Source organism: Kangiella profundi (genome assembly GCF_002838765.1).
Lineage (GTDB): Bacteria > Pseudomonadota > Gammaproteobacteria > Enterobacterales > Kangiellaceae > Kangiella > Kangiella profundi.
Map to the genome: position 1 here is coordinate 1197469 of NZ_CP025120.1, position 26007 is coordinate 1223475.

The window sequence follows — 26007 nt, forward strand, 5'->3', positions numbered from 1 at the left end:
GGAGAGCCTGATGAATCCACTGAAAACTGTTTTGCTAGTCTCAAGTTTATTGTCTAGTTTCTCACTGTTCGCTGAAGAAACTGCAGCATGTCAAAACTATGAGGTATTTGTTATGCGTCATCTTCCTAAAGAAGTGTCTCATGAACTACCGCCTAATAAAGATCCAGAACTAAGTATTCTTGGCAAGAAAATGGCAATTCAATTAGCGGAACTATCATTCATGAATCAGATTGATGCCGCTTTTTCAACTGATTATCTTAGAACTAGACAATCAATAAATCCTTCAGCGCAAAAGTATGACTTTGATGTTTATAGTTACGATCCGAGGAATAATCAGTTACTTGTCGAGCGAGTTTATAAAGAGTTCTGTGGTAAGAGCATTATGATTATCGGCCACTCAAACACTGTCCCTAGTCTAGTTACTTCTTTTGGAGGTAGTTTTGAGGTAAGTTTTGCAGGGGAGAATTTGAACCATGATACTGAAATCTTTTTAGCGGAAAATGATTACGGTACCATCTTTCACGTCAAGAAAGAGCAAGGAAAGGTTCAGCAAAAATTGATAAAGATGATTCAATGATTTGCGATTATATGATTTGCAACTAAAAGTTTATATCCAATAAAAAAGGAGGCGATGATGCCTCCTTTTTCTTTTTCAGCTTCAGCTTTTACGAATCACTCAAAGAGCTGGTTTTAGCTGCTGGGCTGTTGCTGTGCTTATCACTATTGTCTTCAATGTTAGAAGTGATAACGTCACTATCTGAGAATTGATAAGGCTTTGGAGTGAATGTTGCAGATACCACTGTATCTGTAGTTACAGCTTTTGCCATTGGCGCTGAAGCATGAGTGGATTCATGTTTCTTAGCAACCAACTTTTCAGTTGATTGGCTAGAATCCGGCTCTGCTTCAGATGCATTAGTTTTGTCAATATTATCATCTTTAGAAGATGGTTCAGTCTTATTAGCTTCTTGCTGGCTGCCAGAGTTTGATTGAGGTTTCTCATTTGCTACTTCAACATCTTTATTCACAAATGGCTCAACTGTTTCTACATCTAGTTTTTTTGCAGTCGGCTCAGCTTTTACTTGCTCAGGTGCTGCTTGAGGCTTAGCTGAAGTAGACTGCTCAATACTCGAGTCATTTGCTGCCTGTTGTGCAGGAGCACTTGATTCTACTTTGCCAGACTTTTTGTCTTTTGAGTAACCCATAACCTCAGTAATACTGCGCTCCAAGGATTTATGGGCTTTATAAACCATAATGTCTTCTGCTTGAGCTTTACTCTTAGGAGTGCGTTCTTTTGCAGGTTTCTCATTACCAGTTTTACCTTGCTTTGCAGCCGGCTTGCTCTCCGCAAATTCAGCCTGAGCTTGTTTACCCTTTATAGCTGAACGAACTGAAGGCTTTTTCTGCTGTTGAGCTTGCTCTTTGTTAGGAGCTGATTGTTGCTCCTGAGCCTGCTTATTACCTTGCTGAGCTTCAGCCATACGCTCTGCACGTGTTTTACGTGGTGGACGCTTAGCTTCTTGCTGTTGCTCTTGTTTCTGTCCATGCTTCTGCTCTTGTTTCTGAGCGGCCTGTTGCTTTCTTTGTGGCTTGTCATGCTGTTTCTTCTGTGTGCGACCACCAGATTTCTGTTGCGGCTTATCTTTATCATCCCGCTGATCTTGCTGCTGATTGCGGTTTTGATTACGACCTTTCTGGTTGTTACGCTTTTTGCCCTGATAGCGATTGTTACGGCCACGATTATTGCGGTCGTATTTACCACGGTTATTTTGTGATTTCTTGCCTTTCTTTTTCTTATCTTTATCGTCGCCGAACAAAGCGTTCCAAAGTCTTTTTAACAGACCAGGCTTTTTCTTCTTAGCTGGTTTGCTTGGTGCTGGCGGTGGAGTCGTTGGTTTAACGCCTTTTAGTGCTGGCTGATCACTTGCAGGAGCAGCTTGAGTGCTGCTTCTTACAAGTTCAATCTGAGGAGCATCGCCAATTAGACTATAACTGGCATCTTCTAATGTTTCTCCAGCCTTAACGCGCAACACTTCATAATGAGGCGTTTCCAGGTAAGGGTTTGGAACCACAACCAGGCGAACTTTTTGACGCTTCTCGATTTGCTCTATTTTTCGACGCTTTTCATTCAACAGGAATGTTGCAACTTCTACTGGAACTAGAGCCTGAACTTCTGCGGTAGACTCTTTCATCGCTTCGTCTTCCATTAAGCGAAGAATAGAAAGGGCCAGTGAATCAGTACCACGAATAACACCCGAGCCGGTACAACGCGGACAGACGTGTTGGCTTGACTCTTCTAATGAAGGACGCAAGCGTTGACGAGACATTTCTAGCAAACCAAAGCGAGAAATACGGCCAATCTGAATTCTTGCACGATCACGAGCAACAGATTCTTTTAGGACACGCTCAACTTCACGTTGATTGCGTGGCGGGCCCATGTCAATAAAGTCGATAACAATCAAGCCACCAATATCACGCAGACGTAATTGGCGGGCTATTTCTTCGGCGGCTTCTACGTTTGTGTGCAACGCAGTTTCTTCAATATCACCACCCTTGGTTGCGCGGGCAGAGTTAATATCGATTGATAATAGAGCTTCAGTCTGGTCAAAGACTACAGAACCACCTGATGGCAGTCTAACTTCGCGTTGGAAGGCGCTTTCGATCTGGCTTTCTACCTGATAGCGATTAAATAATGGGATTTCGTCGCGATATAGCTTAACTTTGTTTACAAAATCAGGACGCTGATACTGTAGTTCAGTTTTTACACGCTCATAGACTTCCTGGCGATCAATGATGATTTCACCAATATCAGGACGCAAATAGTCGCGGATCGCTCGAGTGATAACGTCCGACTCCTGAGTAATTAAGAAAGGAGCAGGGCGAGTGCCAGCAACTTGTTTAATGCCATTCCAGGTATCAATAAGGTAGTTGAAATCGTATTGGATTTCTTCAAGGCTTTTGCCAATACCAGCGGTACGAACGATGCAGCCCATACCGTTTGGTACAGGAAGCTGGCTCATAACCTGCTTAAGTTCAGCGCGCTCTTCGCCTTCGATACGGCGCGAAATACCGCCAGCGCGAGGATTATTTGGCATTAGTACCAGGTAACTTCCGGCCAGACTGATTGAGGTGGTTAAGGCTGCGCCTTTATTGCCACGCTCTTCTTTATCAATCTGAACGATGATTTCCTGGCCTTCTTTAAGGGCATCTTTAATGGTAGGGCGGCCACGCGAAGGGGCGTTGTGCATATACTCGCGGGCAACTTCTTTCAGTGGTAGGAAGCCATGACGTTCTGCGCCATAGTCAACAAAAGCGGCTTCAAGGCTTGGCTCGATTCGAGTGACCTTACCTTTGTAAATGTTACCTTTTTTCTGTTCTCTTCCTGCCAGTTCGATATCTAAATCATACAAACGCTGGCCATCAACCAGCGCAACACGCAACTCTTCATGATGATTCGTTGCGTTAATCAACATACGTCTCATTTGTTATTAACTCTCAATTTCTGCGGACACAGGAAGAGTTAGCAAGAATATTAGGAATAGGGATTAAAAACCCTACAAGTCTTTAAAAACTAGGGGTTTTTATTGTGAGTTTCTGTAAGTTCAGTATCTTAAACTGCCTTTTCATCACTAATTTGACTGTTAAACCTATTGATTTCCTGTTTGGCTATTCCACGTCTTACCGCTTTTTGTGCGCGAAAGAAGCCAAACTAACCGAGTAACGTGAACGTTTATTCTTTATAAACGATATTATTGCTACTCTACAATTCTGCTATTTTCCGGTGACCGGCTTTATAAAATCATTTCAACTTTTAAGGTATTTCCGCTTTTGCGCTGATCCTCTCTTTTTTTAGAGCAGTCAAACGTTATGCGCGGATAAAATACCTACATATAAGGTGTTGTTTGCTTCCTTTTGCCTTAATAGTCTATTTGTAAAAGACTCTAGCTTTGCTAGCTTTAAGGTGGAAGGAGCGACACCAAGCGCTCTTTCGGAGCATATAGCTCAGTTCGGCATTATAGACCGCTTATATATACAGGGCAATCTTTTGTTGATTTAAGCTATTGATTTGACGTGTTTTCAGGTATAGTTGCGCCCGATGAACAATGAATCCCGTCCAAAAGTCCAATTTGTTGAAGTGCAGACTGAAGAAGCCGGTCAGCGCATCGATAACTTTTTATTAAAAAAACTCAAAGGCGTTCCTAAATCCCGTATCTATAAAATGCTCAGAAAGGGCGAGGTTCGTGTCAATAAAGGGCGCGTTAAAGCCGAATATAAGATTGAAGAGGGCGACTCAGTTCGGATTCCTCCGGTTAAAACGACCAATACCGAAACGGAAGTTCCTGTAAATCTGAATGTTGTTCAGGACCTGGAAAATGCCATTTTGTATGAAGATAAACGATTAATAGTTTTGAATAAGCCGCATGGCATGGCTGTACATGGCGGCAGTGGCATGAGTTTCGGGGTTATCGAAGCGCTTAGAGCTTTAAGGCCAGAGGCTCCATTTCTTGAGTTAGTTCATAGACTTGACCGCGATACCTCAGGTTGTCTGTTAATTGCTAAAAAGCGAAGCACGCTGCGCTTTTTGCACGAACAACTGCAAAAAAAGCTCATGAGTAAACAATATTGGGCTTTAGTCGAAGGAAAGTGGCCTGCCAAGCTCAAGCATATTGATTATCCTTTGGCAAAACATCATTTAAAGTCAGGCGAGCGAATTGTTAGGGTCACCGAAGGTGGTAAACCATCTTTGACTTCATTCAGCGTAGTCGAGAACCTTAAAGACTATACTCTGGTATCAGCGGAGCCAGTGACTGGTCGAACTCACCAAATCCGTGTTCATGCCCAGCAGGCCGGCCACCCTCTAGTAGGTGATCCCAAGTATGGAACTGATGAGATAACTGAGAAGTTTAAGCAACAAGGTTTATCTGGGCGTTTGTTTCTACATGCCTATTCGTTGACTTTCAAAGTGACCCCGGAAGATAAGGCTATTAAGGTAGAGGCCCCTTTACCCCAAGATTTACAGCAAACGTTGGAGTACTTACGTCGATGATATCAAAGCAAACCCGATTAATTGTTTTTGACTGGGATGGCACTTTGATGGATTCAACAGGACGAATTGTTTCAGCGATGCAGACCACTGCCACCAACCTAAAGCTACCGATTCCCTCTGTTGATGATGTGCGCGGGATAATTGGCTTAAACCTGACAGAATGCTACAAACGCTTATTCCCCGAAGTCGACGATCACGATTGGATCACTAAAGAATATCGTTATCAATATGTGGAAGGTGACCCAACGCCAAGCCCGCTATTTGAAGGAACCGCAGAAACTCTTGAACATTTAAAAAGCAATGGTCATTTACTTGCAGTAGCAACAGGCAAGGCAAGAGAAGGTCTTGACCGCGTCTTAAATGATTCTGGATTGAAGTCGATATTTGATCTGACTATCGCCAGCGATGAAGCCCATGGTAAGCCCCACCCTGAAATGCTCAATAAATTAATGTCGCACACCAAAACAAGCCCTGAGCAATCTATTATGGTTGGTGATACGACATTTGATCTGGAAATGGCTAAAAAGGCTGGAATGCCGAGTATCGGCGTAAGCTTCGGGGCCCACACCATTGAGATGTTACGAACTTGTCAGCCACAGGCTATTATTGATGATATCCGTCAGCTTAAAGGTAGATTATCCTAAAATCTCTTAGCTTGAAGTTTGCTGTCAAGTTGTTTTACAAAGCTCCTGTCCATATACACAATAGTTATAAGAAATCCTTGTTCTGCATCTCAAATTCTATTGCTGTATAAAAATAAGCCAGTACAATGCGCATTTGCATAGAATCATAAATAAATTTTGGATGCGCGTTGATAACAAAACTAGTACTTATACTGGTAGCTAATTCCTTTATCCTATTTCCAGCTCATGGCTTTCAGGCTCAGCAACAAGCGCTGACTGCTGATTCTACTGACGAAACAGCAAAAGGGAATACTGCTTCTGATGAATTCAATAATGACTTGTCGATTGATTTAGTCGAACAAGATTATGACCTATGGGCATCTGAAGTTAAGTCAGAATTCCCAGACCTCACTGATAGAGCAGCTATCTATCGAAGAGCCCTCAACCAATTCCCAAAACACCGTAAATTGCAGGCTGACTATGTCACTGTACTGACCTGGAATAGCCAGTTTAGTGATGCACTTTCCTATTACTCAAGTCAGCTGCTTAATCAGCAACTGCCTCATTATGCCTTAAACGCGGTAGCTATATCTGCCCGCGAAACCGGCAATTATGCGCTTTCTAAAAAGCTCTATTTACAAATATTAGAAGATGACCCTCAATACTATGACGCTATTTTAGGCTTGTCTGCTGTTGCCATTCGTGAGAATAATTTCGTTCAGGCAGAAGCTTATATTCAGAAGGTATTTGCTGTTGAGCCTGAGAATGAGGAGGGATTATCTTTATTAGCATTTCTATATAACCAACAAAATAACAAAACCCTGGAGAAGGTTTCAGTTTACGACAAAATGCTGGAGCTGGCGCAAGACGACCAAGAAATTACTCGTCTTAAAACGCTGAATTTGCTTGAGCTTGGTTTGATTGCTCCTGCAAAACAAGCAATGGAAAGTTCGCCAGAACTATACCTTACAGAAGACTGGATTAAGCTTAGAGCTGCGCAAAATACTAAATCTATTCGTCGAATTGCCAATGATGGCCGCTCTCTTGAGAATGAAGAGTTGGTTAATAAAGCATTTCATAACAACGATGAGTACCTGAATCTGTTGCAAGCTAGCGACTCGAGTACGGACAAGCAATTAGCATATGCATACGCTGATAGAGTTCTACTGCTGAATGCGCTCACACGACACAAGGAAGTTATTAGTCTCGCTCAACAGCAGAATCATCTAGTTCCTCAGATGCCAGATCATGGAGTACTTTCAATTGCTGAATCTTACCTTGCAGAGCAAGAGCCGGATAACGCATTGGATGTTATTGATAAAGGATTTAACAATAATCAGATCGCAGCCAGTAATAAAGATGCTTTGCAGTTAGCTTATTATGCCGCTTTAGATATTGGTGCACTCGTCACCGCTGAGGAATACCTACAGACACTTATCAGTCAAAGTCCAGCTTGGTTATATTCTGCTGACAAACAAATTAGAAAGCCAAATCCTGACTATCAGACTGTTGCTTTGATGCAGGCAATGCACAAAGCCTACACCAATGATTTAGAAGGTGCCGAGGATGCACTGCAGAAGTTATTGGCGGTTGCACCCAATAATAATGAGTACCGATACAATCTGGCGAATGTATTGCGATGGCGAGGATTTATTGCACGATCTAACGAGCAACTTGATATTATCAAGGCTACAGATCCTGATTATCTGCCGCACCATATTTCTCGTGCCTATAATCTTATTGCTTATCGCCAGTTTCATGAAGCGAATCAATTAATCGAGCAGTTGCCTGAAAAAGAAATTAACAATTCTGTTAAGAGATTGATTGAAGATTATGATGTTGCTACTGATGCAACATTCTACGCATCAACCTCTGGTGGTAACTCCAGCGGCTCACAATTTTCAAGCAACGACAGAAACTTTGAGCTGGCTGCCTACAGCCAATTATTTAATGACCATTGGCGTTTGCTTGCCAAATCACAAAACAACCAATCCAGTTTCTTCGGTGAAAAAGAAAACATACTGACAATTGGTGTAGGCGCTCAATACTTATCTAAGAATTTCATATCTGAGTTTGAGCTATTTAAAGTTGGTGAGCTTAATAGTGCTGAACTTGCCAGTCGCATAGAGTATTTCCATGATGACTATTTCAGCTTTAATGCTGGCTATCAGTCTTTTAATAAACAAACACCAGTCAGAGCATTTTATAGTGGCGTTAGCGCTGATCTAAAATCCTTGGGAGCGACTTATAGACATAGCGAAAAGCAAAGCTATTCAGTCAGTTGGCAACAGTCTAATTTTTCAGATGGTAACAAGCGTCAAACTTTTAGTATCTCTGGTTCCCAGAAATTGTATCAGTCATTCAATCATCGATTTACCTTAAGCCAATATCTTTACCTTGAAGAAAACAGCGAAGATTCTGAGCGTCTTTATTTTAATCCAGAGTCAGCTCTTGGGTTTTCGCTCGCAGCAAACTATCAACAACAACTTTATAAATATTCTGACATATCTTTATGGCATGGAATCAGCCTGGAAATGGGCATATATGAACAAACAAATTTTGGTAGTGGAGAGATTTGGACCGCACGCTATTTACACCAGTGGCAGTTGAGTAAACGTAGCTTCTTAAACTACTCAATTGGTTATAAGCAACGTATTTACGACGGTCAAACAGAGTCTGGGCCTGATTATAATTTAAGTTATGGAGTGACTTTCTGATGCGACTGACTATTTATTTCTTATTGATATTTGCTTTACTTTTACCGTTACAGGTTTTAGGCAATAGCCAGTCTTATGAAAGGTTCTCAACTGAATCTGAAAGTGGATTCTTCGCCTTATGCTATCACGATGTTAAACCGTATTCTTTGTCCATGCACCAAGCAGATGAAGGTACCGTAACGACTCGACATTTAGTAGAGCATTTTGAATGGCTTAAGGACAATGGTTATACCGTAGTCAGCCTTGATGAAGTTATTAAGGCTAAAAGTGAGCAAAAAGCTTTGCCTGAAAAAGCGGTTCTTCTGACCTTTGATGATGGATACCGAAGCTTTTATACCCAGATTTTTCCTTTATTAAAGCTCTATAACTATCCGGCAACCTTCGCCATTGTTACTAGCTGGATTGAAAGCTCAGAGGCAGTTAATTATGGTGGCATCAAAAAAGCTACGGACGATTTTCTAACGTGGCAACAGATTCGAGAAATGCAACAGTCTGGCTTAATCGAGATTGCTTCTCATAGTCACGATATGCATCGCGGATTGCAAGCGAACCCGCAAGGGAATACTCAACCTGCTGCAGTTAGCAGAGAATTTTCAAGTGATGGTTATGAGACTGATTCGGAATTCGAGAAGCGAATCATTGATGATTTGCAAACCAGTTTTGATGTGATCAAACAGCAAACAGGTAAGGCTCCACGAGCTATTGTTTGGCCTTATGGTAGTTATTCTGAGTATACCTGGTCTCTTGCACAGTCTATTGGATTTCAACAGTCTTTGGTTCTCGAGAAAGGTACAAACACTCTAACTAATAACCACATACAGCGTCACTTAGTTAGTGGTGATCCTTCCGATATCGAGTTGGGGCTTATTCTTGACCCATACAGTTATAAAGCACCTCATCGTGCGGTTCACATTGATCTCGATTATGTTTACGACCCTGATCCAGTTCAGCAGCATAAAAACTTGAGTTTATTGCTTGATCGAGTCAAAGCATTAAATGTCACACATGTTTATTTGCAGGCTTTTGCTGATCCGGATGGTGACGGAAATGCTTCGGCTTTATATTTTCCGAATCGCCATTTACCCGTCAGAGCGGATTTATTTAATCGAGTTGCATGGCAACTTAAAACACGCTCCAACGTAAAAGTATTGGCCTGGATGCCGGTAATGGCCTTTGATTTGGGAGCTGATGTTTACCAACGTCATGGTGTTAAAGCATTAACGAATTCTGGTGTTCAGCCTTCGGTAAATAATTATCAGCGCCTTTCAATTTTTGATGAGACATCAAGACAGATTATCAAGGATATTTATCAGGACCTGGCTAAATACAGCCAATTTGCTGGCGTGCTTTTTCATGATGATGCATTTCTCTCTGACTTTGAGGATGTAGGTCCTGAGGCTCTTGCTTATTATCAATCCCAAGGTCTTGAGTTTGAATCAATACAAGAGCTTCGTTCGGAGCTATTGATAGACAAATGGACTGCAATTAAAACTCAAGCCTTAATCAATTTCACTCATGAACTTGCTGATATTATTCGACAGCATAATGGTGAAACCGTTACTGCCCGTAACATCTATGCCCAACCTGTTATGAAAACTGCCGCCAAGCGGTGGTTTGCTCAGGATCTTAACCTATTTACAGAGAATTATGACTTCACTGCAGTCATGGCTATGCCATATATGGAGCAGGCAGTTGAGCCGCAATCATGGTTTATGGATTTATTGAAAAATATTAATAAGCAGGTCGGTAGGGACAAGGTGGTTATTGAGTTGCAGGCCTATGATTGGGCAAAAAATAAACCAGTCTCGAATACCATTCTGTTAGAACAAATTAAGCAAGCTTTATTGCAGGGCTTCATCAACATTGCTTACTATCCGGATGATTTTATTAATAACCACCCACAGTTAAAACAGATCATTCAAGGGGTCTCTACCAGTTCCTTCCCACAGAGGGAGACGGCTTATGAATGATTTAATGCACTATATTTTCTCATTTGCTTTTTATTATCCATTATTCATGGCTTATGTATGGATGATTGGTGCAGTTTATTATCGCTTTCACTGGGAGCATGCCGCCGGTAATTCATACCTTGAACCACCGGAATTAAAAAGTTATCCGGGCGTCAGCATTTTATTACCCTGTTTCAATGAGGGTGAACTGGCTCGCGAGACAATTGAGCGTCTATTTGAACAGACTTATCCAAATTTTGAAGTGATCGCCGTGAATGATGGCAGCACTGATAACACTCGCGAAGTTCTGGATCAGCTCAGTGAGGAATTTGAAAACCTGAGAGTGATACACCTTGAGTCCAATCAGGGTAAAGCAACGGCCATGAATATGGGTGCTATGCTTTCAAAGTTCGAGTACCTGGTTGGAATCGACGGCGATGCGATTCTTGAGCCACACGCAGTTCACTGGTTAGTAAGTCACTTTATTAATGATGGTGGAACCAGGGTAGGGGCTGTGACAGGAAATCCAAGAGTACGAAATCGCTCGACATTATTGGGAAAAATTCAGGTTGGTGAGTTTTCCTCAATTATTGGATTAATTAAACGTGCTCAGAGAATTTACGGGCGCATATTCACAGTTTCAGGTGTGGTGTCCGCATTTCGTAAATCCGCCTTGCATCGAATTGGTTATTGGACCACAGACATGATTACTGAAGACATTGATGTCAGCTGGCGTCTGCAGCTCAATCATTGGGAAGTACGTTATGAACCGAATGCTTTGTGCTGGATCCTGATGCCAGAAACATTTGCAGGATTGTGGAGACAAAGGTTGCGTTGGGCGCAGGGCGGTATGGAAGTGTTTAAGCGTTACTTCAAACATCTATTCAAGTGGCGCAGTCGCCGGATGTGGATTGTTGCTGCTGAATACATTACCAGTGCTGTCTGGAGCTACGTAGTAGCGGCAATTTTTGTACTCTGGCTGTTAGGTCTTGTGATCAATATTCCAGAACCATTTCATATAGGAACCATCATTCCAGGCTGGAATGGGGTTATGTTGGCTATGACCTGTTTAATGCAGTTTGCAGTTAGTTTGGCAATTGATAGCCCATACGATAAAGGGCTGGGCAAATATTACTACTGGATGATTTGGTACCCGCTAGTCTATTGGTTAATTAATGTTGTTACCGTCATCGTGGGTGTTCCGAAGGCGTTATTAAGGGAAGAGGGTATTCGGGCAACCTGGAAAAGTCCTGATCGAGGAATATGATTTGAAAGACTTAATTATTGATAAGCCACATTCGCTAAAAACACATCACAAGGTGACTTATTTAAGTGTTACTTTTATTTTTTGGGCCATTATTTTTTATTTGTGGCAGCCGCTGATTAGCTTGGTAGCCTGGTACTTTGGTTTTGAGCTGTTTTATGACCACATGATTGAACTGGGTGGTTATAAGGAGTTTGCCAATATTCTATTGATTTACCTACAGGTAATTGTATTGCTTGGTGTGGTATTTTTGGCCTGGGCTAAAATTAATGAGTTACGATTTAGAGGTAAAAGCCGTCGCAAGTTAGTAGCGGTTGTAACTGACAGTGATATTGCTTCTTATTTTAGGGTTGAAGAAAGACAGTTAAAAGAATGCATGGAACAAAAAACTCTGTCGCTAGATATTTCTGACGACAGAGTTATTCAGTTTGAACCGAAAAAGAGCTTCAAAGTGGCTTAGTCAGTTATTCGGTTAGACCGGCCTGTAACTCTTTTAGTCTCGCAACCACATCAGTCATGTGTGTGTCAGGGTCTACATCATCGTAGTGATAAACAATATTACCATTAGGATCGATGATGAAAGTCTGACGTTTTGCATATTCTACTGGACCAAAACCGCCAAGTACGTCATATGCAGTTGCGGCTTCTTTATCAACATCTGCCAACAGGCTAAAAGGTAGATTATGGATGTCGGCAAATGATTTGTGTGACTCAACGTCATCCAAAGACACACCAACCACTTCAGCATTTAGTGCTTTGATATTCTGGTACCCATCACGGAAGTTTTTTGCTTCGGTAGTACAGCCAGGCGTATCATCTTTCGGATAGAAATACAGTACCAGCCATTGGCCTTTATAATCCTCAAGGCTTTTCCATTCTTCATTCTGATCTTGTAACTTAAAGTCAGGTGCTAATGCACCAACCCAACCGGTTTCTGCTGTTGCTGCAAAACTGAATGCAAACAACATTGATAATAGAAAGTGTTTCATTAGAGTGTTCATTACCGTTTGCCTTTTGTAAGATTGTAGAAACTATTGTGCAACTTAATACTTGTGAGCTCAATTTTCTGTGAAGATTTTCCAAGATACGATTATTCAACTACCGGTGCTTGAGACCGAGCGCCTGATCCTTAGACACTATAAATCGTCCGATCTGGAGCGTTATTATGAAATGATGGCAGATCCTGATGTGACGCGCTACCTTCTTTCCGGCAAACCCATGTCTCGGCATGAAGCTTGGCGTAGTATTGCCACTATGGCCGGACATTGGATGCTTAATGGGTTTGGGCAGTGGGCTCTTGAGGAGAAAAGCTCCAGGCTGTTTGTTGGGCGTGCAGGTTTTTTGAAACCAGAAGGCTGGCCAGCGATTGAGGCAGGCTGGACGCTTCATAGGGATGCGTGGGGTAAGGGTTATGCTACCGAAGCCGCTAAAGCCGTCATTCACTACGGTTTCGAAGTCATAAATTTAGACCGAATCATCAGCTTGATTCAGCCTGATAATCAGGCCTCAATTAATCTGGCTGAACGCATTGGCGAATCTTTTAGCAAAAAGCTAACTCTATTTGATATTGAAGCACTGGAATATGCTATAGATAGAGAGGCTTACGATAAGCTCTATCAATAATTTATCAATGGTAATAAAAGGGAGAAGGAATGAACTTACGACTGGATGCAGGTGATATCACTCAGCTATACGTGGATGCTATCGTCAATGCCGCCAAGAAAAGCCTGCTTGGAGGCGGCGGAGTGGACGGTGCCATTCATCGAGCCGCAGGCCCCGAGCTACTTGAGGAGTGCAAAGGCCTGGGGGGATGTGAAACCGGTCAGGCTAAAATAACAAATGGCTATAACCTTCCTGCTAAATATGTCATACATACTGTAGGCCCGGTCTGGCAAGGTGGTAATGAGAATGAAGCTGAATTATTGGCCAGTTGTTATATGAGTAGTCTCGAACTTGCTGAACAAAAGCAGCTTAGAAGTATTGCCTTCCCTTGTATCAGCACGGGTATTTATGGTTATCCCAAGCAGCAGGCCGCAGATATCGCAGTAAACGTATGCAGAATGTTTGCTAACAGTGCAGAGTCGTTAAGAGAAATCATCTTCAGTTGTTACGATGATGAAAGCGTATCCATTTATCGACAACTGCTGTCTAACTCTTAAATCAGAGAATCTAAGATCCTATGTTCCATAAAAGTAATAGTTCGAAATTTACCGACCACCTTTTACAGGAGGCTAAAGGGTTAGAACTGTTGCGCGAGACTATTCAGGAACATCAAGTACCACATTTAAATATTCCTAAAATAGAAACGGTTTCTGATGAGCAGTTGGTTTTGCAACAGGTCAACAGCTCGAACTGGAATCCAAAATTAATGGAGCAGCTAGGTCAGGGACTGGCTTATCTGCATAAAGTGAAAGCCAGCTACTATGGACTCGATGAGGATAACTATATTGGCCTAAACCCGCAGGTTAATGGCCAGTTTGTTCACTGGGGACGGTTCTTTGTTGAACAGCGCCTTCTCTATCAAACCAACCTCATCAAAGACGCCAAGGTAAAACGTTTATTGGAAGATCCCATTTTGGAACGTAAAGACTTGCTGGAAACCTGGCTCAACCGCCACTGCATTCATCCAAGTCTGGTGCATGGTGACTTATGGTCTGGCAACGTCTTGTTTGATGAACATGGCCCTTGGCTGATTGACCCAGCGGTCTATTATGGCGACCGCGAAGCGGATTTGGCCATGACCGAAATGTTCGGCGGCTTTAGTGAAAGCTTTTATAAAGCCTACGACGATGTTTACCCAAGAACCAATGTTTACCCACAGAAGAAGGTTATCTACAATCTGTACCATTATATGAATCACTATAACTTGTTTGGTGGCGCTTATTTGCAGTCCTGCCGTAGTCTGATAGATCAGATTCAGTATTATTTTGACTAGTTGTAGAGTACACAAAGCAAGTTGTTTAAATAAGCTCCACCCTAAACTCCCTGAGTTTTGTTGCCAACGCTATCAGTGGTAATCCAATCAATGCTGTTGGGTCTTTTGACTCAATTGCTTCAAATAAGACAATCCCCAACCCCTCGCATTTGAATGAACCTGCACAATCGAGTGGCTGTTCTTTTTCGAGATAGTTGATGATCTCTGTTTCTGTTAACTGCCTGAATAGAACTTTAGTGGCTACTACTGTGGTGTTCTGGGCTGTTTCATTTGCGTTGGTAACACACAGTGAGGTGTAGAAGGTGACGGTTTGGCCTGAGCAGGCTTGGAGTTGCTCTATGGCTTTGTCCATGGTTCCTGGTTTGCCAAGTATTTGATTATTCAGCACACACACCTGATCCGAGCCAACAACCAGCGCATCTGGATGATTGATTGCGATGGCCAAGGCTTTCTGCTGAGCTAAGCGCGCCACTAGCTCTATGGGTTCTTCGTCAGGAAACGGCGTTTCGTCAATATCCGGTGATATAGCGTCAAAATCATCCAGAATACGGCTTAGTAGCTCTTTTCTGTAAGGTGAAGAGGAGGCGAGTATAATGTGTGGTTGTGGCATATTAATCTGGCCTTTTTTATCCCAGTTTTTATCAGAGAATCAGTTGCTTAGGGCCAATTGTGTAAGAATTGGCTAAAAAAGCAATCAAATAGGCAAAATTTGCTTAAAAATAGCGGGTTTGCTTTGACTAGACCACAAGATATATGTATTATTGCGCGCCTATGTCAAGTCGCAGGTTCCCGGCATCGCTCAGTCCCAATAAGTTTGTGGATCAGGGCAAAGAAATAGATGCCACCCTTGAGATTGATTATTTCGAGCGGTTTCGCCAGTTGTTGAACTCTTCAAAAGGCGAAATTCACTGTAAAATCAATGGTGAAAGGGTTAAAGACACTCGTACAACTTCACTGCATGTGGCTCTCACTGGTGAAGTCGAATTGGTTTGTCAGGGCTGCACTGAACCTTTTATGTTCAAACTTGACCGACAGGCAACTTTGCGTCCGGTGTATTCGGAAGAGCAAATGGCTAATGTCCCAGACGACGTAGAGGCTGTGCTTGTTGGGGAAGACGGATTAGATATAAAATCAGCAGTAGAAGATGAGCTGATTTTATCGCTACCACTCATTCCTTTATATGGTGAGTGTAAAGAGCTGGAAACTTATCAGGCAGGTGAGCTTCCAGAAGAAGCAATTGAGCAGGCAGAAAAGGATAATCCTTTTAATGCCTTAAAAGATTTAAAGTTTGATTAAGCAGGAGAACGCTAATGGCTGTACAACAGAATCGCAAAACTCGCTCTAAGCGTGGCATGCGTCGCTCGCACGACTCTTTGAGCGCACCAACTTTATCAGTTGAAAACGAAACTGGTGAAATCCATCGTCGTCACCACGTGACTAAAGACGGTTTCTACAAAGGTCGTAAAGTCGTTTAATTCTTTTTTAGAGGCTTTTCAAGGCTCTATAAAAAGATTAGTGTTTGGTCCGAAACGATTTATTATTGATTGCTGGTTTCAAAGCTGGCTAAAACAATGATAAATTTACCGTTAACAAACGAATGATGTTGACCTGTTACCGTGACTAAAACTCTAGCGATAGATTGTATGGGGGGCGATTATGGCCCCTCAGTTATTATTCCAGCTGCATTAAAAGCGCTGGAAATCCATTCCGACATCACAATTTACCTGGTTGGCCATCAAGAACAGGTCAAAAAGCAGGTTTCTCAGTTCAATCCTCAAGCATTTGATATCTTCGGTGACCGCTTGCGTATTCAGCATGCGTCCGAAGTCATCGCCATGGACGAAAAGCCGTCTCAGGCCATTCGTAATAAATCCGATTCTAGTATGCGCGTCAGCTTGCAATTGGTTTGCGACAATGTGGCCGATGCCTGTGTCAGTGCCGGCAATACTGGTGCATTAATGGCGCTGGCGACAATTCTTGTGGGCACGCTACCCGGTGTTGAACGGCCAGCGATTGTTGCCGAGCTTCCCAATAAAAAGAATACAGTCACCCACATGCTGGATCTTGGCGCTAATATTGATGCCAGTGCCGAGCAGTTGACCAGCTTTGCCATGATGGGGCATGTCATGTGTCAGGCAGTTGATGGAAAAGATAACCCTAAAGTCGCATTGCTTAATATTGGTGAAGAGCAAAGCAAGGGGCGAGATAGCATCAAATTGGCCGGCGATATCTTGAGCAAACAGGCTGAAATCAATTATGTTGGTTATGTAGAAGCAAATCAGATATTTAATGGCGATGTGGATGTTATAGTTTGTGATGGTTTTACCGGTAATAATGTCCTGAAAGCCTGTGAAGGCATTACGCGTTTCCTGTATGATCAGCTGAAGGTTGAGTTTACTCGCAATTGGCGAAGCAAGCTGATTGCGGCTATGGTGAAACCTGTCTTAAAAAGTTTCCAAAAACGCATCAACCCCGACCAGTATAATGGGGCAAGTCTGTTAGGATTACGCGAAATTGTGATTAAGAGTCATGGTTCCGCTGATATCAAAGCGACTTTGTGTGCAATAAATAAAGCGATTTCTGAGATTGAACGTCAAGTACCTCAGGAAATCCAAAATAAAGTAAGCCATTTAGTACTACCAGTTGAACACTAGTTTTAACATCAAAGTTCAATAGTGCCTGATGGTCGTAATGTTTTGTTGATACTCATGTGGATTTTGTCTCACAAGTCAGTAAATAAGCAATTTGTAGATTAATATCCGGTGAATGATGAAAGGGTAGTAAGTGTGAAATATTCTAAAATTCTTGGTATGGGCAGTTATTTGCCGGAGAAGGTGTTAACAAACGCTGACCTAGAAAAGATGGTTGATACCACCGACAAGTGGATTACCGAAAGAACTGGTATCAAAAAGCGTCATATCGCAGCTGATGACCAGTCGGCTTCTGACTTGGGTTTCGAAGCAGCAAAAAAAGCTATTGCTAATTCAGGAATCGATGCCAGCGAAATCGACATGATTGTGGTTGGTACAGCAACACCTGACAAAATGTTTCCAAGCGTTGCCTGTTATATCGGTCATGCGCTTGGTATTGGCGGCGTGCCGGCATTCGACATTACCACTGCATGCCCAGGCTTTGTTTATGGCCTAAGTATCGCCGATCAATTTATCAAAACCGGTCATCGTAAGAACGTTCTGGTAGTGGGTACGGAAGTACTCTCACGCCTTGTTAACTGGGATGATCGTTCAACCTGTGTCATTTTTGGTGATGGTGCCGGTGCAGCGGTTGTAACGGCCAGTGATGAGCCAGGTATTCTTTCTACTCATATTCACGCTGACGGTGGCTATGGCGACCTTTTATATTGCAATAACGGTCTAAGAGGGCAGTTAGGCGAGTTTCCAGAGCCGCAGATCGTGATGCGTGGCAACGAAGTCTTTAAGGTCGCTGTGAAAACACTTAGCCAGATCGTTGATGAAACTCTTGAAGCCAATAATATGCAGAAAGAAGATATTGATTGGTTAATTCCTCATCAGGCCAATATCCGTATTATTCAGGCAACAGCCAAGAAACTTGGCGCGTCTATGGATAAAGTCGTTGTAGCGGTTGACCGTCATGGCAACACATCTAGCGCTTCAATCCCTCTAGCGATGTGCGAAGCGATTGAAGATGGCCGCATTAAGCGTGGCGATGTTTGTTTGTTGGAGAGTTTTGGGGGTGGGTTTACGTGGGGTTCCGCCTTAATTAAGTATTAGGTTTGAAGCCATTATCGTCGATGATACTGCGTTATTTGATGATTTAAAGCTCGTTATTTAAGAGCACTAAACCTCCTCACTTTAAATCATCAAATGCCTTGTCTCATCTTAGCTACCGGCTTCAAATTTTGGATATCTCAGAAGTAGGGTGCGTCGTGACGCACCGCTCTTAAATTGTAAGGTTGTACTTCAGGTCGGATAACCCCAAAAAGGAAGGCCTAGTGACATTAGAACAAGAGAGACTTTTGTTGGATGGTGCTTTGCTTATCCAATATACGAAGGCTTATAAATAAAAATTTAGCAGTTTGAACACGTGAATCGCTGCTGATTCTTTATAAGAATTAGCTTTAAATAAATTAGATAAATTATTGAATAAAAAGATTTAATTATGAGTAAAACAGCATTTATATTTCCAGGTCAGGGTTCGCAGGCTGTTGGTATGCTTGCAGACCTTGCTGATAAGTATCCAATTATTGAACACACTTTCGCTGAAGCATCTGAGGCTTTAGGCTACGACCTATGGCAGTTGGTGCAAAAGGATGAAGAAGGCAAATTGAACCAGACCGAGTTTACTCAGCCAGCTTTATTAACGGCTAGTGTTGCTTTGTGGCGTTTGTGGCAACAGGAAAATGGCTCAGAGCCTGCTTTCCTGGCTGGTCATAGTCTGGGTGAATACAGTGCTTTGGTCGCTGCAGGCGTTATTGAGTTGTCAGACGCTGTCAAATTAGTAGAAGCACGTGGCCAGTTCATGCAATTGGCGGTTCCAGAAGGTACTGGAAAAATGGCAGCTATTATTGGTCTGGACGATGAGAAAGTCCGTGATGCCTGTGCTGTTGCTGCTCAGGACGAAGTAGTTGAAGCGGTTAACTATAATTCGCCAGGTCAGGTTGTTATTGCCGGTAGTGCCGCGGCTGTTGAGCGTGCCATGGAAGCCTGTAAAGCGGCTGGTGCAAAGCGTGCATTGCCGTTGCCTGTAAGCGTTCCGTCACATTGTGCCTTAATGCGCCCAGCTGCTGATAAACTTGCTCACATGCTCGAGAGCATCAATATTAATACTCCTGTCATACCAGTGATTAATAATGTTGATGTCGCTGCAGAATCGGATCCAAAAGCGATTAAAGATGCATTAATTCGTCAGCTTTATAATCCAGTGCGATGGACTGAGACAGTACAAAAGTTAAAAACAGAAAGTGCGTTAAACCTTTTTGAGTGTGGCCCAGGTAATGTTTTGTGTGGTCTGGCTAAGCGTATTGACCGCGAGCTGAACGCTTCACCACTCGGTACTCTAGACAAATTTGAAGCTGCACTTTCCGAATAAAACAGCAATAACTAGAAAGAGTTTGAAAGGATAAAGATATGAGTTTGAATGATAAAATTGCTTTAGTTACTGGAGCCAGTCGTGGTATTGGCCAGGCTATTGCTCACCGCTTAGCACAATCAGGCGCAACTGTTATTGGAACGGCAACCTCAGAAAGTGGTGCTGAGAAAATTACTGAAAATTTTAAAGCCGCCGGTCTGAATGGAACTGGCATGGCTCTTAACGTTACTGATCCTGAAAGCATCGAAAGTGTATTGGATGCAATCAAAGGTGAGCATGGACGTACGCCCGATATCCTTGTGAACAATGCTGGTATCACCCGCGATAATTTATTAATGCGCATGAAAGACGATGAATGGGAAAGTATTTTGAATACCAACCTGACTTCAATTTTCCGTCTTTCTAAAGCCTGTTTGCGAAGCATGATGAAGTCAAAGTGGGGCCGCATCATTACTATTGGTTCTGTTGTTGGCACTATGGGCAATGCCGGTCAGGCTAATTACTCAGCAGCTAAAGCTGGTTTAATTGGTTTCTCTAAGTCATTGGCAAGAGAAGTGGGTTCTCGTGGCATTACCGTAAACGTTGTTGCTCCAGGTTTTATCGATACAGATATGACTAAAGCTCTAAATGACGATCAACGCCAGGCCATGTTTGATCAGATCCCAATGGCTCGTTTAGGTCAGCCAGAGGAGATTGCTAGTGCTGTAAACTTCCTGGCTTCTGATGACGCCGGATACATAACTGGCGAAACAATTAATGTGAATGGTGGTATGCATATGGTTTAAACGGTTGTTTTATTCTGAGTAGCAAATTGTGTTACAGGAATGCTAACCGCTTTAAATTCATGATTTATCATATTAAAATGCCGGCCAATTCTGCTATTATGCAAAACTTGATGCAGGTCTGACCTTTGCCAAAAAAGTCAATTTAGGCTTGCAAGTTTGCTGGAGTTAACTAAACTACCGTCGCAGTATAATACTGTGATATACAAGAGGATTTAAAACAGATGAGTACTATCGAAGAACGCGTAAAAAACATCGTTGTTGAGCAATTAGGTGTTAAAGAAGAAGAAGTGACTGCTGAAGCTTCTTTTGTTGATGATTTAGGTGCGGATTCATTGGATACCGTTGAATTGGTAATGGCTCTTGAAGAAGAGTTCGATACTGAGATTCCAGACGAAGAAGCTGAGAAAATCAACACAGTTCAAGCCGCTATTGACTACATTAAGGCGAATGTTGACGCGTAATTTAACTCGTCTGCAATCTATTCGTAATATTTAGCGAATTATAAATGGGTAAAATACGAAAGTATTTTGCCCATTTGTGTTTTTATAAGATGAGAAACTGGGCACGTAACCAGTCAACGGCTGAAGAACTGTTCTGATAAGCTAGGAGTTTGAAGGCTAATCAAGAGCTGAAAACTGAATACTTAACGAGAGGTAATTTCCTTGAGTAAACGCAGAGTTGTAGTTACCGGTTTAGGGATGCTAAGCCCACTGGGTAACAACATTAAAGATTCATGGGACGGCATTTTGGCATCGAAAAGCGGCGCTAATATGATCGAGGACTTTGATGCCAGCAATTTGAGCACTCGATTTGTCTGTTCGGTTAAAAACTTTGAAGCAGAGCCAATTCTGGAAAAGAAAGACGCCCGTAAAATGGATATTTTTATTCAGTACGGTATTGTTGCTGGCGCCCAGGCTTGGGAAGATTCTGGTTTAGAAGTAAATGATCAAAACGCTCATCGCATCGGTGCCTGCGTTGGTGCCGGTATTGGTGGTATGACTACTATCGAAGAAACGACCTTGCTGAATCATGAACGTGGCCCACGCCGAATTTCGCCATTCTTCATTCCTGGTTCTATCATTAACATGATTTCAGGCCACCTGTCGATTCGGTATGGTTTGAAAGGTCCTAACATTTCTATCGTGACAGCCTGTACCACAGGTGTTCACTCCATTGGTCATGCTGCCCGTATGATTGCTTATGGTGATGCTGATGCCATGTTGGCTGGCGGCGCTGAAAAAGGTTCAACACCCGTTTCTATCGGTGGTTTCGCTGCAGCAAAAGCACTTTCAACTCGTAATGATGATCCTCATGCTGCCTCACGCCCATGGGATAAAGACCGTGATGGTTTTGTTATGGGTGACGGCGCTGGTGTAATGGTATTGGAAGAGTATGAGCATGCTAAAGCACGTGGCGCAAAGATTTATGCTGAATTAACAGGTTTTGGCATGAGCGCAGATGCTTTCCATATTACTTCACCACCAGCTGATGGAGAGGGCGCAGCCAGTGCGATGAAAAATGCATTGCAGGATGCGAATCTTAACCCTGAAGAAATCCAATACATTAACGCTCATGGTACTTCAACACCGGCAGGCGATTTAGCGGAAACCAATGCGGTTAAAACGATTTTTGGTGATTCTGCGCGTAACGTTATGGTCAGCTCTACAAAGTCCATGACAGGTCACTTGCTGGGAGCTGCAGGCGCTGTTGAAGCCATTTTCAGCGTATTGGCGATTCGTGATCAGGTAGCGCCGCCTACCATCAATCTTGATCATCCAAGTGAAGGCTGTGATCTGGATTATGTGCCCCACAGCGCTCGGGAAGCAAAGATTGATAACACAATCTGTAACTCGTTTGGTTTTGGTGGTACCAACGGCACACTGATCTTTAGTAAGTTATAGTAAGTATCTTTCAGCATACCAAAAGGCCTTCTTTATGAGGGCCTTTTTTTATTGCCAGTCTTGTAATAATAAACCATATAAATTAGCGCTGTATCTCACTTGGTTTTCTATTAGAATGCTTTGATGAATTCTAAAGACAACAATTCACAAACCGCCAATACCTGGCTTAATGGTAGGTCATGCGATCATATCGTTACAACTGATCGCGGCTTGCTGTATGGGGATGCATTTTTTACTACCATTAAAGTTAGCGGTGGTAGGGTTGAGCATTGGGCGTTGCATGCTGAGCGTTTGTCTTTTAGTGCAGAACAGCTCGGATTCCCGTCTTTAGACCTCACAATGATCCAATCCGAACTGCTGGGTTTTATTAGAGAGCAATCGACAATTTCTGAGTGTTCTGATGGAGTGGTGCGGTTGACGATTACTCGTGGATCTGGTTTGCGTGGCTATAAAGCTCCTGCGAAACCCCATCTACAGCGAATTTTAAGCTGGTCTGCTTTAAAAGCTCCAAGAAACTTTGATTCTGGTGTTAGTTTATCTTTGTGTCGTACACCACCGAGCATTAATCCTCTTTTGGCGGGTCTAAAGCACTGTAATCGCCTGGCGGAAGTCTTAGCTACAGAAGAAATTTCTGCAAATTGCTTTGATGGCATTATGAGTCTTAATGACAAAGTGATATGCGGTACTAAATCGAATATCTATTTTTACCGTAATGACCAGTGGCAAACCCCTAGACTCGACCAGGCTGGAGTTAATGGTACGGTTCGTCGCTGGTTATTAAATAATCAGCCTGACTTTGTGGAAGCCCAAATAACTCACAAAGACATGGCTTCATCTCGCTACTGCTTGGTATCTAATGCAATAGTCGGTATTATTCCTGTGTGCACCATTGGGGCAACTCATTATGAGTTATTTCCTGGTTGGCAGGAATTAGCTTATAGATATCGTCAGTCTGCATTCTAAGAGTGCAAACAATAACTCCTATTACAATAAATGATCTAAAGAGAATTGATGAAAAAACCTATTCTTACTTTCTTTATCTTGCTGGTTCTTATTTTTTCCGGAATTACCTGGTATTTATGGAATGGTTTCCAAGAATTTATTCAACAGCCATTGGGGCTTGAACAAGAGCTGGATGTTGAAAAGGGCACTACTGCCTATAGTCTTGGTCGTAAATGGCAGGAAGAAGACGTTATTGAGCAATTTTACTATTATCAACTATTGCTCAAACTGAAACCTGAACTGCGTTCTATAAAAGCGGGTAATTATAATATCACCCCAGATATGACTGCGGTGGATGTTCTGCAGAAGCTAGTAGCAGGCGATGTCATCAAGTACCAGTTTTCGGTGATTGAAGGATCTAATATTTATGAGTTGCTGGTTGCTTTGCAGGCAAACTCTGAGCTGGTGCATGAGATTGATTACGGTCAGGAATATGATGACATTTTTAAATCCATGGAATTTGTTGGACAGTCTCATCCAGAAGGTATGTTTTATGCCGACACTTATCAATTCATCAAAGGCGACTCCGACCTTGATATTTTAAAGCGTGCTCACGATAGATTGCTGGCTATTTTAGACGAAGAATGGTCAGGTCGAGCTGATGGATTGCCGTATGAGACAGCTTATCAAGCCTTGATTATGGCATCGATCATAGAGAAGGAAACCGCCGTACCAGCGGAACGCCCTGAAATTTCTGGTGTATTCGTACGGCGTATGGCTAAGAATATGTTGCTGCAGACTGACCCAACGATTATATACGGTTTGTTACCTGAGTTTGATGGCAATATCCGTCGTAAAGATATTCGAAACCCACATCCATGGAATACCTATGTTCACAGAGGTTTACCACCAACTCCTATTGCTATGGTCGGTCGGGAGGCCATCCAAGCTGCATTGAACCCCAAGCCGGGGGAAACCCTTTATTTCGTAGCAAAAGGTGATGGTAGCCATCACTTCAGCAAGACGTTAGAAGAACATAATCGCGCAGTCCGCAAGTATCAACTAAATCGATAATAGCCAATGGACAGAATGATGACAAAACATACAGGCAAATTTATCACCATTGAAGGTACTGAGGGCGTTGGAAAGTCCACAAACATCGCTTTTATCAAAGAGTGGTTTGAGGCAAAAAACATATCGTTGCTTCATACCCGGGAGCCTGGTGGAACACCGATGGCCGAAGAGATTCGAGAACTGCTTTTGTCCAAGCGTGATGAGCAGGTGGATGCAAAGAGTGAGTTATTGTTAATGTATGCGGCTCGCGCGCAACATGTCAGCCAGAAAATCAAGCCAGCGTTGGAACAGGGACAATGGGTATTGTGCGACCGTTTCAGTGATGCCAGTTTTGCCTATCAAGGTGCAGGCAGGGCATTAGGCCTTGAGAAATTAGTTGAGCTGGATCATTGGGTGCTTGAGGGCTTCAAGCCTGATCTGACTATTCTGCTTGATTTGCCTGTAGAGATTGGTTTGTCTCGTGCTCAGGAGCGCGGTCCGGTAGACCGTTTTGAAGAAGAAAAAATAGGGTTCTTCGAGCAAGTTCGCAATGGTTATTTACAGATTGCCGAGCAAGAACCTGAGCGGGTAAAGGTTGTTGATGCCAGCGGCAGCCTGGAAGAGGTTCAGCAGCAAATTAAACAGGTTTTAATTCAGTTCTATGAACAGCAGGTTTCTATGCTATGACGCAGGTTGAGGTTTGGAATCAAAGTCGATTCAAGCGAGTTCAGGACCAGTTCCAACAGGGTTCGTTACCTCATGCAATCCTTTTAATGGGCCCTGAGGGAATAGGGAGAGAAACTTTTGCCCAAAGTTTGGCGCAATGGTTGTTGTGTCTGAATCGTCAACAGGAAGCCTGTGGTAAGTGTAAAAGCTGTTTCTTATTCGAAGCTGGTCATCATCCCGACTATCACCTGCTTGATATCGAACAGGATAAAACTCAAATCTCAGTAGGGCAGGTTCGTGAGTTGATTGCTTCAATGCAGGAGTCTTCACATCAGGGCGGCTGGAAAGTAGCCAATATTGCCAATGTTCAGGCTATGAACGCTAGTTCTTTCAATGCCTTACTGAAAACCCTTGAGGAGCCACAGGATAATACCCTGCTGATTCTTCAAACGTCACAGTTGCAGGGTGTGCCACCAACTATTCGTAGTCGAGCACAACTTTTATCACTTAGCGTAGATGAACCGCAGCAAGTCAGGGAGTGGTTAACAGAACGACAGGGACATATGACACAGGCCCTTGAAGCAGCGCTTAACCTGTTTCCACAGGCTCCATATAAAGCTGAAGACTTCGGAGTTAATGGTGATACACTCAAGTATGCTGAATTCATTGTACAGATGACGGATTTGGTGCAAGGTAATCAAACTCCTGTCCAAATGGCTCAGTTTTGGCATGAAGAGCTTGCTGATGTGGCATTCTGGATGCAGTTGATGGTGCGCGATATTCTCTTAATTCAGCAGACCGACGAAGATGGGGATTTGCTTTTTGTTCAGCAAAAACAGGAGTTAGGATTGCTGGCAAAGGCTATTAATGGTCAGGGCTGGTTGATGTTGCTTGAGAAAATAAATGAGCTCCAACGGTTGATTAAGCAAAAAAGTCCCGTTAATCTAATGGCATCGTGGCAAAGCTTATTGATTTTTGTCACCCAAATTGCCAGTAAATACAAGTCATTAGGTTAATTTTATTATAAACTGGTTGATGGTTATTAAGACTTTCATGATTAA

General features: G+C 42.8%; 25 protein-coding genes. 22 read left to right on the forward strand and 3 right to left on the reverse strand.

Annotated features, from left to right (window positions below; genetic code table 11):
* Nucleotides 1-10 precede the first annotated feature (10 nt).
* Nucleotides 11-577, forward strand: a complete 567-nt coding sequence (locus tag CW740_RS05600; RefSeq protein ID WP_106646607.1) for a histidine phosphatase family protein — start codon at nt 11-13, stop codon at nt 575-577.
* A gap of 88 nt (nt 578-665) precedes the next feature.
* Here CW740_RS05600 and rne read toward each other — a convergent pair whose 3' ends face one another.
* Complete coding sequence (rne, locus tag CW740_RS05605) at nt 666-3479, reverse strand: ribonuclease E (RefSeq protein WP_227523903.1); 2814 nt, start codon at nt 3477-3479, stop codon at nt 666-668.
* 614 nt (nt 3480-4093) lie between these two features.
* Here rne and rluC point away from each other — a divergent pair.
* The 6 genes from rluC to pgaD all read left to right on the forward strand — a co-directional run bounded on the left by rluC (nt 4094) and on the right by pgaD (nt 12057).
* Nucleotides 4094-5044 (forward strand): 23S rRNA pseudouridine(955/2504/2580) synthase RluC, encoded by a 951-nt coding sequence (rluC, locus tag CW740_RS05610; RefSeq protein ID WP_106646609.1) that lies wholly within the window; start codon nt 4094-4096, stop codon nt 5042-5044.
* Nucleotides 5041-5688, forward strand: coding sequence for an HAD-IIIA family hydrolase (locus tag CW740_RS05615; protein WP_106646610.1), 648 nt, complete (start codon nt 5041-5043; stop codon nt 5686-5688). The genes rluC and CW740_RS05615 overlap by 4 nt, the downstream gene beginning before the upstream one ends.
* Nucleotides 5689-5855: 167 nt before the next feature.
* The gene (gene pgaA / locus CW740_RS05620) at nt 5856-8384 is read left to right on the forward strand and encodes a poly-beta-1,6 N-acetyl-D-glucosamine export porin PgaA (protein ID WP_157826398.1); all 2529 of its coding nucleotides are present in this window, start codon (nt 5856-5858) and stop codon (nt 8382-8384) included.
* Nucleotides 8384-10354: a poly-beta-1,6-N-acetyl-D-glucosamine N-deacetylase PgaB gene (gene pgaB / locus CW740_RS05625; protein WP_106646612.1), complete on the forward strand. Its 1971-nt coding sequence runs from the start codon at nt 8384-8386 to the stop codon at nt 10352-10354. The genes pgaA and pgaB overlap by 1 nt, the downstream gene beginning before the upstream one ends.
* A complete protein-coding gene (gene pgaC / locus CW740_RS05630; RefSeq protein WP_106646613.1) occupies nt 10347-11600 on the forward strand; it encodes a poly-beta-1,6-N-acetyl-D-glucosamine synthase in 1254 nt (417 codons plus the stop codon). Before pgaB ends, pgaC begins: the two co-directional genes overlap by 8 nt.
* A 1-nt stretch (nt 11601) precedes the next feature.
* On the forward strand, nt 11602-12057 hold the full coding sequence (gene pgaD, locus CW740_RS05635) for a poly-beta-1,6-N-acetyl-D-glucosamine biosynthesis protein PgaD (protein WP_106646614.1): 456 nt from the start codon (nt 11602-11604) through the stop codon (nt 12055-12057).
* 4 nt (nt 12058-12061) lie between these two features.
* Here pgaD and CW740_RS05640 read toward each other — a convergent pair whose 3' ends face one another.
* Nucleotides 12062-12598: a peroxiredoxin gene (locus CW740_RS05640; protein WP_106646615.1), complete on the reverse strand. Its 537-nt coding sequence runs from the start codon at nt 12596-12598 to the stop codon at nt 12062-12064.
* 67 nt (nt 12599-12665) lie between these two features.
* Between CW740_RS05640 and CW740_RS05645 the strand changes: the two genes are divergently transcribed.
* Genes CW740_RS05645 through CW740_RS05655 form a run of 3 tightly spaced genes read left to right on the forward strand, consistent with a single transcriptional unit; the run spans nt 12666 to nt 14532 of the window.
* A complete protein-coding gene (locus CW740_RS05645) occupies nt 12666-13220 on the forward strand; it encodes a GNAT family N-acetyltransferase (RefSeq protein WP_106646616.1) in 555 nt (184 codons plus the stop codon).
* A gap of 29 nt (nt 13221-13249) precedes the next feature.
* Entirely contained in the window at nt 13250-13756 is a 507-nt protein-coding gene (locus CW740_RS05650; RefSeq protein ID WP_106646617.1) for an O-acetyl-ADP-ribose deacetylase, read from the forward strand.
* Between the two features lie 20 nt (nt 13757-13776).
* Nucleotides 13777-14532: a fructosamine kinase family protein gene (locus CW740_RS05655; RefSeq protein WP_106646618.1), complete on the forward strand. Its 756-nt coding sequence runs from the start codon at nt 13777-13779 to the stop codon at nt 14530-14532.
* Nucleotides 14533-14557: 25 nt separating this feature from the next.
* Here the strand turns inward: CW740_RS05655 and CW740_RS05660 are convergent, their stop codons facing one another.
* Complete coding sequence (locus tag CW740_RS05660; protein WP_188459727.1) at nt 14558-15148, reverse strand: Maf family protein; 591 nt, start codon at nt 15146-15148, stop codon at nt 14558-14560.
* Nucleotides 15149-15303: 155 nt separating this feature from the next.
* Here CW740_RS05660 and CW740_RS05665 point away from each other — a divergent pair, with 155 nt between their 5' ends.
* The 12 genes from CW740_RS05665 to holB all read left to right on the forward strand — a co-directional run bounded on the left by CW740_RS05665 (nt 15304) and on the right by holB (nt 25962).
* Nucleotides 15304-15828, forward strand: coding sequence for a YceD family protein (locus CW740_RS05665; protein ID WP_106646620.1), 525 nt, complete (start codon nt 15304-15306; stop codon nt 15826-15828).
* A gap of 14 nt (nt 15829-15842) precedes the next feature.
* Nucleotides 15843-16007 carry a 50S ribosomal protein L32 gene (gene rpmF, locus CW740_RS05670; RefSeq protein WP_018625004.1) on the forward strand — a complete coding sequence of 55 codons (165 nt, stop codon included), beginning with the start codon at nt 15843-15845 and terminating at the stop codon, nt 16005-16007.
* Nucleotides 16008-16148: 141 nt separating this feature from the next.
* On the forward strand, nt 16149-17186 hold the full coding sequence (gene plsX, locus CW740_RS05675) for a phosphate acyltransferase PlsX (protein ID WP_106646621.1): 1038 nt from the start codon (nt 16149-16151) through the stop codon (nt 17184-17186).
* Nucleotides 17187-17318: 132 nt separating this feature from the next.
* Nucleotides 17319-18281 carry a beta-ketoacyl-ACP synthase III gene (locus CW740_RS05680; protein ID WP_106646622.1) on the forward strand — a complete coding sequence of 321 codons (963 nt, stop codon included), beginning with the start codon at nt 17319-17321 and terminating at the stop codon, nt 18279-18281.
* A gap of 388 nt (nt 18282-18669) precedes the next feature.
* Entirely contained in the window at nt 18670-19599 is a 930-nt protein-coding gene (fabD, locus tag CW740_RS05685) for an ACP S-malonyltransferase (RefSeq protein ID WP_106646623.1), read from the forward strand.
* Between the two features lie 38 nt (nt 19600-19637).
* Complete coding sequence (gene fabG, locus CW740_RS05690; protein ID WP_106646624.1) at nt 19638-20384, forward strand: 3-oxoacyl-ACP reductase FabG; 747 nt, start codon at nt 19638-19640, stop codon at nt 20382-20384.
* Nucleotides 20385-20605: 221 nt separating this feature from the next.
* Nucleotides 20606-20845, forward strand: a complete 240-nt coding sequence (acpP, locus tag CW740_RS05695; RefSeq protein WP_012801122.1) for an acyl carrier protein — start codon at nt 20606-20608, stop codon at nt 20843-20845.
* A 201-nt stretch (nt 20846-21046) separates the two neighbouring features.
* Nucleotides 21047-22285 (forward strand): beta-ketoacyl-ACP synthase II, encoded by a 1239-nt coding sequence (gene fabF / locus CW740_RS05700; protein WP_106646625.1) that lies wholly within the window; start codon nt 21047-21049, stop codon nt 22283-22285.
* A gap of 123 nt (nt 22286-22408) precedes the next feature.
* Nucleotides 22409-23248: an aminodeoxychorismate lyase gene (pabC, locus tag CW740_RS05705; protein ID WP_106646626.1), complete on the forward strand. Its 840-nt coding sequence runs from the start codon at nt 22409-22411 to the stop codon at nt 23246-23248.
* A 48-nt stretch (nt 23249-23296) separates the two neighbouring features.
* Complete coding sequence (gene mltG, locus CW740_RS05710) at nt 23297-24301, forward strand: endolytic transglycosylase MltG (protein WP_106646627.1); 1005 nt, start codon at nt 23297-23299, stop codon at nt 24299-24301.
* A 15-nt stretch (nt 24302-24316) separates the two neighbouring features.
* Nucleotides 24317-24967, forward strand: a complete 651-nt coding sequence (gene tmk, locus CW740_RS05715) for a dTMP kinase (RefSeq protein WP_198555374.1) — start codon at nt 24317-24319, stop codon at nt 24965-24967.
* On the forward strand, nt 24964-25962 hold the full coding sequence (gene holB / locus CW740_RS05720; RefSeq protein ID WP_106646629.1) for a DNA polymerase III subunit delta': 999 nt from the start codon (nt 24964-24966) through the stop codon (nt 25960-25962). The genes tmk and holB overlap by 4 nt, the downstream gene beginning before the upstream one ends.
* Nucleotides 25963-26007 lie beyond the last annotated feature (45 nt).

Bases quoted from the DNA above. Each gene is read 5' to 3' on its own strand.
- holB (WP_106646629.1), top strand. From the start codon at position 24,964: ATGACGCAGGTTGAGGTTTGGAATCAAAGTCGATTCAAGCGAGTTCAG.
- rpmF (WP_018625004.1), top strand. From the start codon at position 15,843: ATGGCTGTACAACAGAATCGCAAAACTCGCTCTAAGCGTGGCATGCGT.
- pgaC (WP_106646613.1), top strand. From the start codon at position 10,347: ATGAATGATTTAATGCACTATATTTTCTCATTTGCTTTTTATTATCCA.
- CW740_RS05600 (WP_106646607.1), top strand. From the start codon at position 11: ATGAATCCACTGAAAACTGTTTTGCTAGTCTCAAGTTTATTGTCTAGT.
- rluC (WP_106646609.1), top strand. From the start codon at position 4,094: ATGAACAATGAATCCCGTCCAAAAGTCCAATTTGTTGAAGTGCAGACT.
- CW740_RS05650 (WP_106646617.1), top strand. From the start codon at position 13,250: ATGAACTTACGACTGGATGCAGGTGATATCACTCAGCTATACGTGGAT.
- fabG (WP_106646624.1), top strand. From the start codon at position 19,638: ATGAGTTTGAATGATAAAATTGCTTTAGTTACTGGAGCCAGTCGTGGT.
- CW740_RS05655 (WP_106646618.1), top strand. From the start codon at position 13,777: ATGTTCCATAAAAGTAATAGTTCGAAATTTACCGACCACCTTTTACAG.
- tmk (WP_198555374.1), top strand. From the start codon at position 24,317: ATGATGACAAAACATACAGGCAAATTTATCACCATTGAAGGTACTGAG.
- pabC (WP_106646626.1), top strand. From the start codon at position 22,409: ATGAATTCTAAAGACAACAATTCACAAACCGCCAATACCTGGCTTAAT.
- pgaB (WP_106646612.1), top strand. From the start codon at position 8,384: ATGCGACTGACTATTTATTTCTTATTGATATTTGCTTTACTTTTACCG.
- CW740_RS05615 (WP_106646610.1), top strand. From the start codon at position 5,041: ATGATATCAAAGCAAACCCGATTAATTGTTTTTGACTGGGATGGCACT.
- fabD (WP_106646623.1), top strand. From the start codon at position 18,670: ATGAGTAAAACAGCATTTATATTTCCAGGTCAGGGTTCGCAGGCTGTT.
- CW740_RS05640 (WP_106646615.1), bottom strand. From the start codon at position 12,598: ATGAACACTCTAATGAAACACTTTCTATTATCAATGTTGTTTGCATTC.
- CW740_RS05665 (WP_106646620.1), top strand. From the start codon at position 15,304: ATGTCAAGTCGCAGGTTCCCGGCATCGCTCAGTCCCAATAAGTTTGTG.
- acpP (WP_012801122.1), top strand. From the start codon at position 20,606: ATGAGTACTATCGAAGAACGCGTAAAAAACATCGTTGTTGAGCAATTA.
- mltG (WP_106646627.1), top strand. From the start codon at position 23,297: ATGAAAAAACCTATTCTTACTTTCTTTATCTTGCTGGTTCTTATTTTT.
- rne (WP_227523903.1), bottom strand. From the start codon at position 3,479: ATGAGACGTATGTTGATTAACGCAACGAATCATCATGAAGAGTTGCGT.